The 16,579-nt window shown below is 55.8% G+C and carries 14 protein-coding genes and 1 pseudogene; 1 reads left to right on the forward strand and 14 read right to left on the reverse strand.

The window, feature by feature from the left end; genetic code table 11:
• Positions 1–224: 224 nt before the first annotated feature.
• Complete coding sequence (gene hemW, locus VKV29_RS05775) at positions 225–1,400, forward strand: radical SAM family heme chaperone HemW (protein ID WP_324200355.1); 1,176 nt, start codon at positions 225–227, stop codon at positions 1,398–1,400.
• A gap of 38 nt (positions 1,401–1,438) precedes the next feature.
• Here hemW and VKV29_RS05780 read toward each other — a convergent pair whose 3' ends face one another.
• The 14 genes and pseudogenes from VKV29_RS05780 to VKV29_RS05845 all read right to left on the reverse strand — a co-directional run.
• Positions 1,439–2,338 carry a hypothetical protein gene (locus tag VKV29_RS05780; protein WP_324200356.1) on the reverse strand — a complete coding sequence of 300 codons (900 nt, stop codon included), beginning with the start codon at positions 2,336–2,338 and terminating at the stop codon, positions 1,439–1,441.
• Complete coding sequence (locus tag VKV29_RS05785; protein WP_324200357.1) at positions 2,335–3,738, reverse strand: amidase; 1,404 nt, start codon at positions 3,736–3,738, stop codon at positions 2,335–2,337. Before VKV29_RS05785 ends, VKV29_RS05780 begins: the two co-directional genes overlap by 4 nt.
• A gap of 12 nt (positions 3,739–3,750) precedes the next feature.
• Positions 3,751–4,092, reverse strand: coding sequence for a hypothetical protein (locus VKV29_RS05790; protein WP_324200358.1), 342 nt, complete (start codon positions 4,090–4,092; stop codon positions 3,751–3,753).
• Positions 4,093–4,098: 6 nt separating this feature from the next.
• Positions 4,099–5,868, reverse strand: coding sequence for a sensor domain-containing diguanylate cyclase (locus VKV29_RS05795; RefSeq protein ID WP_324200359.1), 1,770 nt, complete (start codon positions 5,866–5,868; stop codon positions 4,099–4,101).
• A 640-nt stretch (positions 5,869–6,508) separates the two neighbouring features.
• Positions 6,509–7,783, reverse strand: a complete 1,275-nt coding sequence (locus VKV29_RS05800) for a glycoside hydrolase family 140 protein (protein ID WP_324200360.1) — start codon at positions 7,781–7,783, stop codon at positions 6,509–6,511.
• Positions 7,784–7,810: 27 nt separating this feature from the next.
• Positions 7,811–9,472 carry an NAD(P)-dependent oxidoreductase gene (locus tag VKV29_RS05805; protein WP_324200361.1) on the reverse strand — a complete coding sequence of 554 codons (1,662 nt, stop codon included), beginning with the start codon at positions 9,470–9,472 and terminating at the stop codon, positions 7,811–7,813.
• 3 nt (positions 9,473–9,475) lie between these two features.
• Positions 9,476–10,138 (reverse strand): cyclase family protein, encoded by a 663-nt coding sequence (locus VKV29_RS05810; RefSeq protein WP_324200362.1) that lies wholly within the window; start codon positions 10,136–10,138, stop codon positions 9,476–9,478.
• Positions 10,135–11,181, reverse strand: a complete 1,047-nt coding sequence (gene mvk / locus VKV29_RS05815; RefSeq protein ID WP_324200363.1) for a mevalonate kinase — start codon at positions 11,179–11,181, stop codon at positions 10,135–10,137. The genes VKV29_RS05810 and mvk overlap by 4 nt, the downstream gene beginning before the upstream one ends.
• Positions 11,171–11,998, reverse strand: coding sequence for an SDR family oxidoreductase (locus VKV29_RS05820; protein WP_324200364.1), 828 nt, complete (start codon positions 11,996–11,998; stop codon positions 11,171–11,173). The genes mvk and VKV29_RS05820 overlap by 11 nt, the downstream gene beginning before the upstream one ends.
• Positions 11,995–13,011: an NAD-dependent epimerase/dehydratase family protein gene (locus VKV29_RS05825; protein ID WP_324200365.1), complete on the reverse strand. Its 1,017-nt coding sequence runs from the start codon at positions 13,009–13,011 to the stop codon at positions 11,995–11,997. Before VKV29_RS05825 ends, VKV29_RS05820 begins: the two co-directional genes overlap by 4 nt.
• Positions 13,008–14,054, reverse strand: a complete 1,047-nt coding sequence (locus VKV29_RS05830; RefSeq protein ID WP_324200366.1) for a Gfo/Idh/MocA family oxidoreductase — start codon at positions 14,052–14,054, stop codon at positions 13,008–13,010. Before VKV29_RS05830 ends, VKV29_RS05825 begins: the two co-directional genes overlap by 4 nt.
• Positions 14,051–14,815, reverse strand: coding sequence for a FadR/GntR family transcriptional regulator (locus tag VKV29_RS05835; RefSeq protein WP_324200367.1), 765 nt, complete (start codon positions 14,813–14,815; stop codon positions 14,051–14,053). Before VKV29_RS05835 ends, VKV29_RS05830 begins: the two co-directional genes overlap by 4 nt.
• Positions 14,808–15,836 (reverse strand): zinc-binding alcohol dehydrogenase family protein, encoded by a 1,029-nt coding sequence (locus VKV29_RS05840; RefSeq protein ID WP_324200368.1) that lies wholly within the window; start codon positions 15,834–15,836, stop codon positions 14,808–14,810. Before VKV29_RS05840 ends, VKV29_RS05835 begins: the two co-directional genes overlap by 8 nt.
• Before the next feature lie 2 nt (positions 15,837–15,838).
• A pseudogene (locus VKV29_RS05845) lies at positions 15,839–16,579 on the reverse strand (hypothetical protein); the annotation flags it as partial.

A 16,579-nucleotide genomic window follows, 5' to 3' on the forward strand; every position in this document is an offset into this window, starting at 1 on the left:
CTCCGCGCACGAAACTACATTATATCACACTATCAGGGCCTTTGTCAACATCGCCTTGCAGCAACATCTATCCAAACGTTGAGAGGCGATCTCTTCTTGATACGTCGGAAACAAGGGAATCTACGCCCTCTCTCATTGGGCCGTCTGTTTCGATAAGCAAAGTAGGGTAGAATCGCAAAAATGGATCCATGTCCGTCATGTCGCTTTGAGTTAAGGTCTTACGTATGACAAAACCGCTTTCACTGTATGTGCACATCCCTTTTTGCGTTCACCATTGCGCCTACTGCGACTTTAACACCTATGTGGAACCGGCCCAGAGCGCTCTGATTGAGGAGACGGTAGAGGCGATCGGCCTCGACATTGCCAAAGCAAGCCAGGAGCGCATAGGAGGCACGCCGCTTTCCGATCGCCCGCTTGCCACCGTCTACTTTGGCGGCGGAACCCCTACCTTCTTAAGTAGTGCACAGCTTACAGAGCTTATGGCAACCATTCGCTCTCATTTTTCCCTATTGCCCGACGCCGAAATCTCCAGTGAAGCCAACCCCACCTCGGCAGATGTCGCCAAATTCGCCGCCATGCACGCCCTCGGATTCAACCGCATTAGCATCGGTGTCCAGGCCTTCGATAACGCTCTACTTACCGCGCTAGATCGCTTCCATACCACCGCGGAGGCCGTGCATGCCTACCGCGCCGCACGAGAAGCCGGCTTTACAAACGTGAATCTCGACCTGATGTTTGGCCTTCCGAAACAGACTCTGCCTCTTTGGCAAGCCTCTCTTGAGCAGGCTATTCAGCTTGCCCCCGAACATCTCTCCCTTTACGCCCTTACCATTGAGCCGGGCACCCGCTTCGAGCGCCTTAGCGTTGGAGGGCGGCTGGTCTTGCCCGATGACGACACCGTTGTAGCGATGTATGAATATGCTCTGTTGCGCCTATCGCAGGCCGGATATGTGCACTACGAGATCAGCAACTTCTCTCTTCCCGGGTTTGCCTGCCGTCATAACCTCGTTTATTGGCATAACGAGGAGTATTTGGGCGTAGGCCCCGGAGCCGTCTCTTATGTGGGAGGGCGACGTTGGAAGCGTGAGCGCCTCCCGAAACGCTATGTGCAGAAGGTGAAAAAAGGCGAAGACCTCTGCGTGGAAGAGGAGTGTTTGGCCCCTCCGCAGGCGCTAGACGAAACTCTTTTGCTGGGTCTGCGCCTTCGCGCCGGCGTCTCGCTTAACGCATTGCGCGACCGTTTCGGGCTTGACCCTCTCGCCCGCTATAGACGCGGGATAGAGAAGCTCGTGCAGCAAGGCCTGCTTGAGTGGAACGGCGATATGCTGCGCGTCAGCACCAAAGGCCTTCCCCTTACCGATTCGGTGATCGTAGAGCTTTTGGCCGGTGCCGAACCGTAACGATTCAGCGCAACGCCCTTTTGTCCGCTTCGGCTCCTCTATTTTCGCCGATGCCTAGCCGCTTGAAGCGTGATGCTACGTACCAGCACAGTGCCGTCACGCTTGTGCTGCAGATGCACCGTCACCAAAAGCCCCGGTTTCAACTCGCCTTCCTCTAGCGCTTTCGTGCGGGAGGTTCGCGAACGGACCATTTCGGTAGAGAGAGGCATGTCGAGAGTGCGTCGCTCCCCCAACTCCGTTTGAAGCGTAAAGGTATGTGTTTGGCTATCCACCGCCACGATCTTGCCGTGTAGGGTAGTGGCCAACTGCTCCCTAAGCAGCAGGGCCTGATGATGCGTATCGGCCACGGCACGTGCCGCGATACCGCCATCGGAACGGGCGCGGGGAACGATCCATACCCTGTCGCCGGAGTGAAAAGGGTTGGCGGGCACTTGGGCGCCTTTAATGCCCCACAAGGTGTCGTCGCTCAGGCCGTAAGCGAAGTCTATGTTTGCGCCGTTCAATCTCACCAGCATCTGGTCTTCCGTGGCGGATTCAAAAGAGGCCTCTACGATGTCGCGTCGCAGGTGCTGTAGCCAGCGCCAACTTTGGGGATCGGCCAGGTCTACAACAAGGCGACGGCTCTCGCCATGAGAGCGACGCAGGTGGGCGATCACCGTCTGCCCCTCTTTAAAGGCGTCGCGGGTTACGGCTTGGAGATTGCGCCAGTAGCGCGTCTGGTCGGTGAGATGTACCGTCTCCACTCCACCGCCAATATGCAGGGTAAGCGCCTCGGCATCCATCTTCAGAATGGAGCCTTGAACGATGTTAGAGTTGCGTTTTTTGATGATCTTTGGCAAGGTGACCAGAGGTGTTTTACCACTTGGGGAAGGCGCGATGGAGGGCGTTTGCCAGCCGACGATCAGTAGGCAAAGGGACGTAAAGAAAAGGGCTTTCATAGAATTGGATGCTTTCTATGCCAATCGGTCTCTCGTTGATAGGTCATCCCGAGCGCAAGCACGGCCTGTTCACCGCCTGGAGGGCCGATGATTTCAAGCCCTAGCGGCAGGCTCTCTTTGCCGAAGCCCATAGGGATGGAAAGCGACGGCCAACCGGCCAGATTGCCCGGCCCACCGTTGCCACCCCAAGGCTCCGTGCTGGCGCTGAGGGGTTTGGAGACTTCGGGTGCCACGGTGAGAAGGGTGGGCGCAATAAGGAGATCGAAACGCTCCCAGAGCGCGTTGAGGGCCTGGATGGCTATTTTGCGAATGCGCTGGGCACGAAGATAGTCGGCAGAGGAGATGGAAAGCCCGGCAATAAGGCCGGCCTGCTGCTGAGGGTCGGCCAGGAGTTGCAGGCGTTCGCTGCGGATAAGCCCTTCAAAGGCGGCCGAGCCTTCCGCCATAACGATAAGCGAGGCGGCAGCGTTATAGGGAATATCGGGTGGATAGGAGGCCTCTTCTATGTGAAAGTTTCGTTTACGAAACACGGTCAGGGCCTCCTCAAAGGCCTTTTGCACCTCAGGCACCTTAGAGGTGTCGTGCGGCAGCACACCAAGCCGAATGGGGTATCGCTTACGGCTTACAAGCGGATAGGCACGGAATCGAAAGCCGATGGGGGCACAGGTGGCATCAAGCGGGTCTGGTCCGGCGATCGCCTGCAAAATAAAGCCGCAATCTTCGGCGGAGCGCGCCATAGGGCCGATCTTATCGAGAGTCCAACAGAGCGCCATGGCTCCACGGCGGCTCACCCTTCCGTAGGTAGGGCGCAGACCGCTAATGCCACAGAAAGCGGCGGGCACGGTGATGCTGCCCCAAGTCTCCGTTCCTAAAGCAAAACCGACCAGGCCTGCACTTACGGCGGCTCCAGAGCCAGAGGAGGAACCTCCTGCCCATCGGCTAGGGTTCCATGGGCAGCGACACGGCCCCTCCAACGACGCTGCGGGGGAGTCGTAGCCCCCGCCTCCGGCCAGCTCGATCATGCTCAGTTTGGCCACCAGCACCGCGCCGGCCTGATGCAGCTTGCGAATGACGGTGGCATCGTAGTCGAAAATCTGGTCTTTATGGGCAGGCGATCCCCATCGAGTGGGGATATCTTTTGTGGCCAAAAGGTCTTTGGCACCGTAGGGCACGCCGTGAAAGGGGCTACGGATGTACCCTTTTGCAAGCTCCTCATCCGCTTGACGCGCTTGGGCGAGGGCCAATTCGGGCGTTAGCTCGGCCACAGCGTTCAGCGAACGGCCGATCTTTTCCAACCGTTCGAGATAAAGGCGCGTTAGCTCGAGCGAAGAGAGCCTCTTTTCCCGAATCAGCCTCCCCAGTTCAACGGCGCTAAGATAATGAACTGGAATCTCTGACATGGGTAGGGCCTTTCAAGAGGGACGACGGCCCACAGGAAGGATCGGTAAGAGAGTAGCAGGCTCGCTATCTCCGTCCTGAAGAGGGAATTTGCGGAGTGCCGTGATGGTCGCTTTTAATTCCTGCAGTTGCTGCGGCAACAGACGGCGCTGCGCCTCGGTCAGCGAGAGATTGTGCTGTTCAATCAAGAGCGCAATACTTTTCTCTATATCGTTCTCCTCGTTGGAAGCCGTTGCTTGCTGCACGAACATACCCTCCTCGGAATTATTGGGCGAGATCAGCAGGCCGAGCGAGGTCACCAAGAGTTCACGACGGGTTGCTTTAAAGCCTCTATCTTTGTTTGTGCGTCGTGACATCTTCCCTCACGCCCAGATCACACAGTTTTTGCCGGCGCATTTTGCGCGATAGAGAGCTTCATCGGCCCGTTCGATCAGCTCGGCTGGGTTGAGGGCATCTTCCGGATAGGCGGCAACGCCAATGCTGACGGTACGTCGCACAGGGCCTTTGTCGGTGAGAATGACACCGTACTCCTCCACGGCCGCACGCAGGCGCTCGGCCAACAAGCAGGCCTCATGCTTTCCGGTTTCGGGCAGAATCACCAGAAACTCTTCACCTCCGTAGCGCCCTACATGGTCTACGGAGCGTACACTCGTGCGCAGCACGGTGGCGATGCTACGCAGGAGCTGATCGCCTCGAAGATGCCCATAGGTATCGTTGAAGCTCTTGAAGCTATCTACATCTAGCATAAGAATGGAGAAGGTGCGGTGGTAACGCGCGGCACGCTGAAGCTCTTCCCGAAGCAGCTCCATGGTGTGGCGCTGATTCCAAAGGCCTGTAAGGCCATCGGTGATGGCCTGAACGCGTATCTGCTCGTGAACGAAAAAGTTTTCGAGGGCAATGGTGGCCAGTGGCATAAGGGCTTCTAGACGCTCTAAATCCTCAAGTAAAAAGGGGTTGCTGGCCGGGCGCACCCAGTGCGCGACGCCCAGTATCTGCTCCCTCACCACAATGGGATAGAGTATCCAGGAGCCGGTGGCCATCTCATAGTGGGCGCGATGGACGTCGGTAGCAGCATCAAGGATAAGGCGCGGGCGCACACGAGCGGCTGCGTGGCCTACCAACCCATGCCCGAAGTGGTACTTTCTGCCGGCAAAGGGGCCTTTGTCGGGAAGGGCAACGGCGGGATAGAAATCGCCTGTACCGGCTTCCGGCAGCCAAACAAGGGAGCGCTCGCACTGCAGCAGCTCCTGGGCGAGCTTAAGGAATCGCTCTAGAAGCTGTTCTGGGCGTTCGGAGCCGGCAGCTTTCAGCCCGGCCCGGCCTAAAGCTTCGGCGATCTGCAGTTGACGATGCAGCCCGTTTACCTCATGACTAAGGCGCAGGGTCGTAGCGGCAAGCAGCAGCAGCAGCCCCACGGGCAGACAGAGGATGGGGCCGTAGGTAAGCCGAAGAGGAATGAGCAAGAGAATGGGCAAAAGCCCCACGCTGTAAACGAGGGTATTCATCGCCAGATTGCGCCGCATCTCCACCTTTTTTACGCGCGGTGGCGGGGCCAGAAGCGACAGGGCGAGTTCAAGCCCAACGAAGATGAAAGCGGCGAGCAGACCCACAGAGAGCACGTGAGAGAGGTCGTTGGGAGTGAAACGCACCGGCAACCGGTTCCAAAAAGTCGCGATGGCCAGTGAGGCCAATGCGAGTTGGCCGCCCTGAAAACGCGTGTAGCCTCGATACGCTCCGCCTTTTACCCAAAACCGTGCCCGTAGGAAATGGGCGGCGAGGGCGCTCGCTGCAGCAACCCCGGGCGATATCCATATGGCCAGGCCAAAGGCGGTTGGGCCGGTGAAGGTGAACGGGCGATAGTTCGAGTCAACAAGAGGGAGAGAGCTAACCAACAGCAACAGCAGGGTGGCGATGCCCCAAACACCAAACTCATGAAGATGAAACGGTCTGTGCAAAGCGTAGGCGAAGAGCGCTACCAACCCCACCCCGAAGACCAGATCGTAGAGGCGCGCACGCCGCGCGGTTTTTGGAGGTGAACTCGCAGATGCTTTTGAGATGGAGGGTAGCGAGGAATCGTGAAACTCCTCACGGTTATCTAAACCATGCCCCTTTTGTGGTGGATCGAAGTTCATTTCGAAAAATTGCGTCCTCGTCGGCCCCGAACAGCGGAAACAACCGGTACAACAGCGTCATAACAGGGTCCCCCTTTGATACAACTATGGGAGACTCAAATTGATTATATCATTTTTCAGCAACTTTTACAAGTAAGCTAACTCTCGATCTCCTTTGGCAACTAACGATAAACCCCTTTTCTCTCTATTCAGAACCCCATTGACGGCTCAGATACCAATAATATTCACTTAATTTCATCGTCTCTTCTTCTTATCAAGGCCAACAGCGCTGTGCTTAAGGCCGACACCCTTCCCCTCATCCGCCAGGACGACAGGATGGGACAGAGGGGGCGAACTAGATGGGCTTATCGAGGGGTAGGCACAAGACCTACCCCTATCATGTCGCGTGGGCTGATTGAGCGGATAGGAACGCAGGCCAACCCCACCATGCGAGGCTAAAGTCCGTCGGCAGTCCACACCTCATGCTCAGGGCATAGGAGTTCATCAGGAGCTGCTATGCGCTCTACTGCGACAGCCCTCACGTCCTCCGGAGCCGATTGAGAACCGCATAGGCAGGCCTATTGTAGTCCTCGTCTCTAATCTGCACGATGCCTGCTACCGCTAGTGCACGCGCATCATGGAGCCATGAGAATACTGGTGGTTACACCTTATCAAGCACAAGTACCCAGTCTTCCCCTTTTCCTGCGGAGGGCGCAATGAACTCTATCTCGCCTCCAGTTCCGATCTCCCCTAAAAGGTAGTAAACGCCGGTGCGTGGATCGAGCCATTGGGCACGAAAGCGCTGCTCCGCCAAAGGGCTTAGGTTCGCCACAAAGCGTCCCCCGTAAGGCAGATAGAAGAGCGCATAACGGTTTTCACGATCGCGTGTGACGGCGATGTGATGAAGTGGATCGTCGGCATCGGCGGTAAGGAGGCTTTGGTCTGGAACACGGCTTAGGAAGGGGCGCGATTCGATGAGCTTGCGGAGATGGCGCATTTGGCCGGCTCCGGGCAGATGCAGCGCCTCTTGCCAAGGTGTACGTGCCCAACTGATGGGCGGATGCTGCGCGGGGTCGTAGAACTGCCAAATATCGTGGCAGCCGTAGGTGTGGCCGAACGCTCCGGAAAACATGCTCCAGTAGGCAAAACGGCGCACGTCGTTTGCATCGAGGTAGCCTTTTTGAGGATTAAAGTCTACGGGGTGGTCTTCATATCCCGGCTCTGCATCTATGCAGGGTTTGGTCGGTTGGTGGGCATAGTCCTGAGCCAGTAGTTGCCAGGTGGGCCGTTCACGCCCGTGGCCGGTCTGATACATATGGAAGTCCAGCCAGGGTTCGTCGGGGAGATATTCCGTGGAGGAGTGTGTGCCTGGGGGATGAAACGTGCGCAGATGCGCTCCGGAGTCGCCGCTAGCAAGCCCCTCTGCCATAGCGCGCAGAATAGCGCGATGGGTGTCGGTTTCTACCGGTCTATCGCCCCCCAATATCCAGATGAGAGAGGCGTTTCGGTACCGCTTTCCGAGAAACTCACCATAGGCTCGTGCGTTTTCTGGGGTAAAGATTTCGGGGCCAACACCCCACTTCTTGTTCCACTTATCGCCCCAGGTAGGCAACATGCCGATGGTTAGCCCCAGCGATTCCGCATATTGCACCACCCGGTCAACATGGGCGAAGTAGTCCTCATTCGGCTTGGTAGGGTCGTTGTTGTGCAGAGGGGTATGTCCGTAGCGATTTGGCTCGTTGAGGCCATCGAATTCGGCGAGGGCGACGGCTTGGATGACGGTAAAGCCTTTTGCGGCCCGATCGCGTAGGTAGTGCTTGGCCTCCTCAAAGGTAAGGCGATGGAACAGCTCCCAGGCGGTATCGCCCAGGTAGAAGAAGGGCGTTCCATCTTCATAGACAAGGAATCGGCGGTTGTCACTAACTTTTAATCTCATGAACCTGGTTTCACCTTTTTGCAGATTTTAGACGATACGGTAGAGTGGTTCTTGCCCGTGAAGAACGCGGAGCACGTTTTCCGCAACGCTTTCGCCCATGCGGCGCAACCCTTCTTGGGTCTGGCCACCACAATGGGGCATCGCGATGAAGTTGGGTAGCGAAAGGAGAGGATGTTCTCCAGGAGGCTCTTTTGAAAACACATCCGAAGCCGCCCCGGCGATCCGGCCCTGTTTTAAGGCCTGATAGAGCGCATCTTCGTCTACCAACTCTCCTCGTGAGGTATTGATAAGATAGGCAGTAGGTTTCATGCGATGAAGTTGCGGCTCGCCGATAAGCCTTTGAGTTTGCGGAGTTACCGGCACGTGCAAGGAGACAAAGTCGGCCCTCTCTAGCAGCGTTTCAAGAGGCAGCAGCTCCACCCCCCAAGAGGTTACAAAGTTTTGATCGGGCTGGGCTTCTGTGGCGACTACGTTCATTTCAAACGCTCTGGCGCGTCGGCAGAGCGTTTTTCCGATCTGTCCAAGTCCCACAATCCCAAGCGTCTTGCCCTTCAGTTCCACACCCACAAAGCGTCGCCAATGCCCAGCTTTCACGGCGGCATCTCCTTGAGGCAGTTGGCGAGCCAAAGCCAGCATAAAGCCGAAGGCAAGCTCTGCCACCGACTCGGCTATGGCGCCGCCCGTAAGAGTAACGGGAATCTGGCGTGCCTTTGCTGCCTCGAGAGCAATGTTTTCATAGCCGACCCCATGTTTGGCGATCAGTTTGAGCTTCGGAGCGGCCTCGATAACCCGCGCGGTAACCGGCTCTGTGCCGGAGATAAGGACATCGGCCGTACCAATACGACTTATCAGCTCCTCCTCTGTAGGCGCACGCTCCAGTTCAAAACCGGTCAAAATACATCCGGCGGCCTTCAGCTTTTCGATGACCTCCGGGCAGTTTTTGCCAAACGAGCGAGAGGCCACAAGCACCTCAAACCTCGCTACGCCCGAAGCAGAGGGTGTAGAGATGGATGGGGTTGTAGGTTGAGACGGCTTCAAAAGCTGACGTAGGTGCGCCAACCAGGCGGCTTTATCGCTTTCACGATGCAAAGCGGCCCCAATAGGTAGCGAACTCGCCCCTGCACGGCACACTTCCACACAGTGTGGTGTTTCCAGACCCCCTGCGGCCTGCAAATCTATGGGAAGCCCAATAGCATCTATCCGCTTGCGCACCTCACGTATGCGCTCTAATGTGAGAGTTTGAAAGCTACGCCCACGTTGCCCTTCGCCGGTAACACGGCCTAGCAACAGCACAGCATCCAGAAAAGGCAGAGTAGCATCCAGCACACTAAGCGAGGTTCCCAGAGCCAAGCAAAGCCCCACCTTCAACCCTCTCTCGCGCACCGCATAGATAGTTTCATAAAGCAGTGGCGTGCTTTCGGCCGGAAGAAAGATGAGGTCAACGCCTGCATCGGCAAGCGGCTGAAGAAAACGAATAGGCTCTTGCACGGCGAGATGAACCTCGAATGGCTTCTGCGAGAGCGGGCGTAGGGTGGCAATGGTTTTAGGCGCAAAGGCCTGATCGGGCGTGAAATAGCCGTCGAATACGTCGAAATGAAAGAAGTCTATTCCAGCCGCCTCCGTCTGAAGCAGCTCTTCTCCAAGCCGGCTATGGTCGGCATTAAAAAGAGCAGATCCGATGCGAATCATCTTCTACTCCGTAAAAGGGGTTCCCACGAGGGCTACCGCGCGTATCGGAGACGCATCCAGCCCCTTCACAGGCAGCGGCAACCCGATAAAGAAGAAGCGCTGGGTGGGGATTTTGTCGAGGTTGCAAAGGCACTCTACCACGGGAATATCGTTGCCCTCTTTGAAGAAGAGATGATGATTGGGGTGATCTTTGTTTCCTCCACGCACCTCAAAACCAGAGGAATCGGTTCCAAGCAACTTAATTTTTCGGTCGTAGACCAGCCATTCGGCGGCCTCTTCGCTGACGTAGGGACGTGCGTGCGAATCTTTAGTACGATAGAGATGGTCGCGCCCCTCCCACAGAATCACGATATCACCAAGGCGAATATCGCCTGCTTGTTGGAAATCTTGCAGGGTGATCGGTTCATCTTTCTGTTTATGGCGAAAGTCCAGGCGAATGGCCGGCCCCATAAACCGCTCGGCAGGGAAGCTTGCCGTGTCTTTTCCACCAGCATAAAAGTGCAACGACACCTCGACATGGGTCCCGGAATGTGACCACATGTAGACGTCATGCATAATATCACCGGTTGGGGTCTCTCTAGGCTTGCCGCGCTGCTTTATCTCAACCGAGTACTGCTCCTCTCCTGGACGAAGAACATGGGTAAGGTCAATGATCTGAAAGTTCATCGTTTCTCCTCTATTTTCTCTATTTTTGCTCCCTCCACACCGATCGAGGGCGCATGAATTTCCGCACCGGTCTCCCGAAGTGCAGAGATAACGGCCTCCTTGACTGCGGGGGAGACCAGGGCGATCACGATGCCGCCTCCACCCGAGCCGGCTAATTTCGCCCCGTAGGCGCCGGCATCTAAGGCCACACGAACCAGCGTCTCTATTTCCGAGCAAGAGACGCCGACTTTTTCCAAAACAAGTTGATTAAGCCATAGCAGATGTCCTAGCTGCTGCCAATCGCCCTGTGCCAAGAGAGGCTCTGCAGAGCGGGCTAACTCTCCGATGGTCTCGAAGTAGGTTTTAAAACGGCGAGGATTTTCGGCCTCGCGTTGTTTGAGCGCGCGGTTAACCTCTGCCGTGGCGGCATTCACTCCCGTGTTGGCAATAACAAGATCGAGACCTGAGGCAAACGGCAAGGAACGAGCCAAACCTTTACCGGAATAGCCGATAACCCCGCCTAACAGCGACGTTTGCGTGTCGAGGGCGGATGCGATGCCACCGTGAGCCACGATGTCGCCATGATGTGCCCAGTCAGCACGACGCAGAAGGTCATTTTCTGCCTGTAATAGAGGCGCCACAGCCGCTGCTAGGGCGGTAAAGGCCGCCCCTCCAGAGCCTAACCCAGAGGAGGCAGGGATGCTGCTCTGCCACTCGATATGAAGCCCTTGAGGGAGACTATCACCAAAAGCATGGCCAAGAAGATAGAGGGCAGGTGCAAAATAGTTATCAAATTTTATACGACGTATGTCGTCATATTTCTCATGCTTTCTCATATCCTCTATCTGATGTGTTAGGGAGAGAACCTCTTCGCGTGAAAAGAAAGCCTGCTTGCCGCCCCCTCTTAGCAAGAAGTACGAGCCTTCCACCGTCAGCTTACAATGTGCATAGAGGCCAACGGCTGTGGCAACGGCCGGTTGCCCCCTATTAATAGCATGCTCCCCGAAAAGAATCACCTTTGCCGGAGCCGTAGCATGAACGCACAGGGGAACGCTACGGGTCATTTTCGCGGGTCTCCTCCCCATTATCCCACCATCCTCCGGCCAGAAAGCCGCCATCTACAACGAAGGCTTGCCCGGTGGTGTAAGAGGAGGCCGGCGAACAGAGATAGACCACCGCCCCTACAAGCTCTTCGGGTTGGCCTGGTCGCCCCATAGGGATACGCTCGGTCAACCAACGACGGCGCTTCTGGTCACCCCATATAGACTCTTCGGTAAGGGGGGTAAGGATGAAACCGGGGATAAGACAGTTCACCTGGATATTATCTCGCGCCCACTCTACTGCAAGAGTGCGCGTGAGCTGAAGGAGTGCTGCCTTACTCATGCCGTATACGCCCACGCCACCAAGTCCCCAAACAGAGGTGATCGATCCCACCAGAACCACTTTGCCGTTGCCGCTCGCCTTCAAAAAAGGGTAGGCAGCCTGCGATAGGAGAAAAGGGGCCTTCAGGTTCACCGCCATCACCTCCTCGAACTCATGAGGGGTGGCGCAGGCCATAGGATTACGACGGTTTATGCCGGCATTATTGATGAGTATATCTATGTGGCCACATCGCCCAACAACCTCTTCCACGATATGGCGACAGGCCGTTTCATCCGCGAGGTCTGCAGGAAAAAGAGAGGCAGAACCGTTCGCTTTTTCGATCTGATGCGCGGTTTCATGCAGTCTTTCTTGTGAGCGCCCCTGCAAGGCAACATGAGCACCAGCCTTTGCAAGCCCGACGGCGATAGCACGTCCGATGCCACTGCTGGCCCCCGTTACCAGCGCAACGCGATTATGCAACGAGAAGAGACCTTCGAGAAAAGCGTTTGTAGTGCTCATAACGCTCCTTTCTCCAGCAGCGCTTCGAGCTGGCGCCATCGTTGCAGCACAGTCTCGTACTCGGTGTCGGCATCGCTGTTTTCAAAACCACCGTTGGCTTCGTACCAAGCGGCCATGCGCTGCACACCCTCTGTGAAGGAGATGGTATAGCGAAAGCCAAGGTCAGCTTGCGCTGCCGAGTTATCAAAGATGTTATTGTAAGAAAAATTGACTTTCGTGATCCAAGCTCGTTTTGGAGAAAGTTGCACGAGCAAGTGCGTGGGAATCGCCACGAAAGTAGGCGGAGGCGCCCCTATAGCCTCGGCAGCCCGTTCATGATGCTGTTTCCACGTCATCGCCTCCTCACCCGTTACATTGTAGGCACGTCCAAAGGCTTTTGGGTTACCAACTGCGTTGACAAACGCTCTGGCAACGTCTTCCGCATGGCAATAGCACCATAGGGAGGTACCGTCCCCGTGTACGATAATTGGCTTTGCTTTGCGCAGGCGGTCGAGATGGGCGCTGCCCGCCCCCAAAGAATAAAGCACCGTGCCACGGTCATGATAGGTTGCAGCCGGCCGCAAAATGGTGACGCAGAGGTCGCCGCGTTCATGCGCCTGTAGAAAAAGATTTTCCATGATGGCCTTATTATAGGCGTAGCTGAATTCGGAGGATGGGTTACGGGGTGCCTCTTCCCGGACGGGGTAGGATGGAGCCGGTTTTGTATAGACGTCAACCGTGCTACAAAAGATGTATTGGCCTACCCGCCCTGAAAAAGCGCGAATGGCGCATTCGGCCTCTTCAGGGTGGTAGCCAACCATATCTATAACACAATCCAGAGGGCCTAGCTCCTTCATCTGAGCTTCAAAAGTTGCAAGTTGGGTGCGGTCGCCGTGGATAGTTCGCACATTTGCGGGAACCGGGCGTGCCGTCTTACCTCGGTTGTAAAGCCACACCTCCTCCCCACGTTGGGCTAAAAGATGCGTTATAGGGGTACTAATGAGGCCGGTACCCCCGATAATAAGTATCTTCATGTGAGCTTCCCTTTCTCTGCATGAGCAAAATGAAGAACGCTATTGGTACGCGCCGATTCGTAAGCAGAGAAGACAAGTTGCATTGTTTTGAGGTTATCCTCTGCTGTCGTTTCGGGCGACTTACGCCTTTGAAGTCCTGCGAGCAGATCGGCATTACAAGGAATAAGAGCAGACTGAACCAGCAGATAGTCCGGGTGCATCCACGGACGCGCTTCTGGCGCAAAGCGTTTCACAAACGTGCCTTCGGAGGTTGTTTCACGGACACGATAATCCAGGCCTAGCTCTAGGGAACCTTTCTCGCCCTCGATAAAGATCAAGGTTTGGAAAAGAGGGTCGTTCTCGAGGGGTGTCTCCGCCTCGGCGAGGTGAACCGTCACTATAGTCGAATTCATTCGCAGCATCACCGTGGCGGCGTCCTCACCGCGAATATCGGGGTGCACTCTTGCCGTTTGGCAATAGAGTGAGCTTGCCTCTCCAAATAGGCAGCGTGCCATATCGAGAATATGACTACCCAAATCTGCAAGGATGAACTGTTCCAGCTCTTTCAGGAAAGGCTGCATAACAAAGGTAGGGTAGCCCGTAACACACTCGAGCCTAGCACGAAAAGGGCGACCGATACGTCTTTGCTCTAGCGCGTTTTTCAGGGCGCGGAAGGGTTTTTGCCATCGAAAGTTTTCGTGGATGAAGAAGGGTACATTCGCCGACTTAGCGGCAGCCACCAGTTTCTCAGCATCCGCGTAGGAGGTAGCCATCGGTTTTTGGCAGATAGTAGGGATGCGGTGCGCAAGCATTAGAGTAACCAGAGCGGCATGCGTTTCAGGTGGTGTGACGATGTCAACAAAATCGAGCTGCTCGTGTGCAAACAGGGATTCGGGATCGGTGTAGACGCGCGAAACGTGATGACGATGTGCGAGATTTTCAGCCTTCTCTTTTATCGGGTCACATAGCGCGACGCATTCCACGCCCGCCAGCTCCTGCCATGCAGAGAGCTGGTAGTGCGCCCAAAAGCCGGCTCCTAACATGGCAAACCGCAGGGGTTTCATCTTCTCTCCTCCGTTGCTCTCTGCAAGGCCATCTGCGCTCGATTCATTACCTCCTCAGAGTCGATGAGGTGCTCCCACATCGCCTGTCTTGCCCCTTCGGCATCGCCACGTTGAATGTAGGTGAAAATAGCGCGATGATGATCGAGTGCGTTCTCGAAGGAGCCACGCACATTTACCGCCAACCGCCTTACCTGCAGCATGATATCGGCTATGGACTCCAGCAGAAGGGGATAGAGTGGGTTTTGTGTCGCTTTGGCCAAAGTATGATGAAATTCAACATCGTTTTGCACCCAACGGTCTCTAGCATCCGCCAGACCGGCCATCTCGTCCAGGAGGGCTTTTAAAGCGATCAAATCCTCTTTGGTGCGGCGCAGCGCAGCATGTTCGGCAATATCGAGTTCCAACGTTCTGCGCACTTCATGAATGTGTTGACCAACAACGCCCTGTGTGCCCTGACGAAGGTAAAAGGCGAGAGAGCGTGCCACCGTACGTGCTTCAGGGAGACGCACAATCGAGCCACCTCTTGGGGCCGATTCCAAAAGTCCTTTCGCCTCTAAGGCCACAATAGCCTCTCGGATGACCGTTCGACTGACGCCGAAGCGTTGAGCAAGTTCCCGTTCGGTTGGCAATTTGTCTCCAGGCTGCAGGCGGGACTCCTCGAGAAGAGCTTCGATATTTTCAACGATACGGTTCGGTAGGGTGCTCTCTCGAGGCAGCACGGTAAACAGCTCTTTGCTCGACTTTTCTGCAAGATTAGGCATGATGCACCTCCTCCGGTATGGTCAGAACGCCCTTATGCACACGCGAGGGATGCTCGGTGAGATCGGCGAAGACTTGTGGCGCTTCCCACATGGAAAAGGCGGTGGCAACGCGCGGATAGGTGATTTGCCCGCTAGCGAGAAGCCGCAGTGCCTCCGGGAAGTAGTTCACGGAGGCCCTCGATCCGAGGAAGGTCATCTCTTTACGGGTAAAGTCTAGCGCAGGGAGATTAACCGTAGTTCCCTGTTTCACCAGGCCTAAAATAACGATGCGCCCAGCAGAGGCCACAAGGTCTACCGTCATCTCCATTGCCTTCGGATTACCGGTAGCTTCCATAACGACCGGAGCGCCCTCGCCGTTGGTCTGTTCGCGAACTGTCTCAAGCAGATTTTCGGCAGGAAGAATGGTAGCACCGAGCTTTGCCGCAAAAGCCGCACGCTCCGGGTTGGTGTCGGTAGCTACCACATGGGCACCGTAGGCACGCGCCACCTCGATGAGTGCCAGACCGATCGGCCCACAACCAAGGATAAGTACATACTCTCCTGGCTTTACATCGCCTCGGCGGCATCCGTGTACGCCGATGGCAACCGGTTCGGCAAAAGAGGCCTGGAAGAGAGAGAGGCCCTCGGGCACTTTATGGATATGGGTGGCAGGAGCCACAATGAACTCCGCATACCCTCCAGGGCGATGGGCACCCAGAATTTGCAGATTAGTGCAGCAGTTTGAACGACCTTGCCTACATGGATAGCAAGCACCACACCCTAAAAAAGGCTCCACGACTACGGCATCCCCTTCGTGCAGGCCCTCGACATTGGCCCCAACGCTTTCCACCACACCGGCGATCTCATGGCCTCCAATAGCCGGGTAGACCACATAGGGATTCACGCCCTTATAAATATAGATATCTCCGGCGCAGATACCTGCTGCCACAACAGCCACACGCACCTCTCCCGCCTTCGGTTCCGGCGTGGGCCACTCCCCAATTCTCGCCTGTCGTGGGGCATCCATAATAAACGCACGCATTCTCAGAAAACTCCTTTAGCTAGATCAAGACGCACATAGGCGTAGGATGATAGCAGAAAAGGCTCACCTTCAGAGAAGGTTCTCTCTTGGAAGGTGGAACGAAATATTTCCGGTGTCCATGTCGCTTCAGATAGGGTGGATTCATCCAGAGTACGTACCGACAGCGAGCCATTTAGTGCCGGTAGGGCAACCTGTTGCGGTTGTGCAGTAAGATTGGCAATAAAAAAAGCCATTTTCGAAGTGTTTTCCACGGCGAAGCCCAGCACCTCATTTGGATGCGTGGAGGTGCAAGGGTGAAAAACCCCTCCCTGAAATTCGGCGAGGTCTGCAAATAGATGATAAAGAGGAAACACACGGTCCTCTTGCAATAACCCTCTAGAACCCCACACTTCATAGAACGTAAGAAAATCGCTTTGCGCCTCAATAAGATATGCTAGGCTGCCGAGTGTCCATACCGCGCCTATTAAGGTCTGTTGACGAGGGTCGACGGGAATGGGCTGAGGGGTTGTGGAGGTTGCATACGGATTAGAGCGCGGGCGCAGCGTTACGGGGCCAACGCTAACAGGCTTGCCTTCGGCGATACGGCGGGCATTTTCCACCACACTTCGTTGAGGGGTTAAGTTCTCTATAAGAGAGAGGTCATCAAAAGCATGGACTTGTGGATTGATTGAAAACGCCAAGAAATCTGCCCGATCCATAGGTGGCCGAAAGCGATTGATGAACAAGAAATCGCTATTGGTGCC

The organism is Chthonomonas sp. (genome assembly GCF_035294165.1).
Classification (GTDB): Bacteria; Armatimonadota; Chthonomonadetes; order Chthonomonadales; family Chthonomonadaceae; genus Chthonomonas.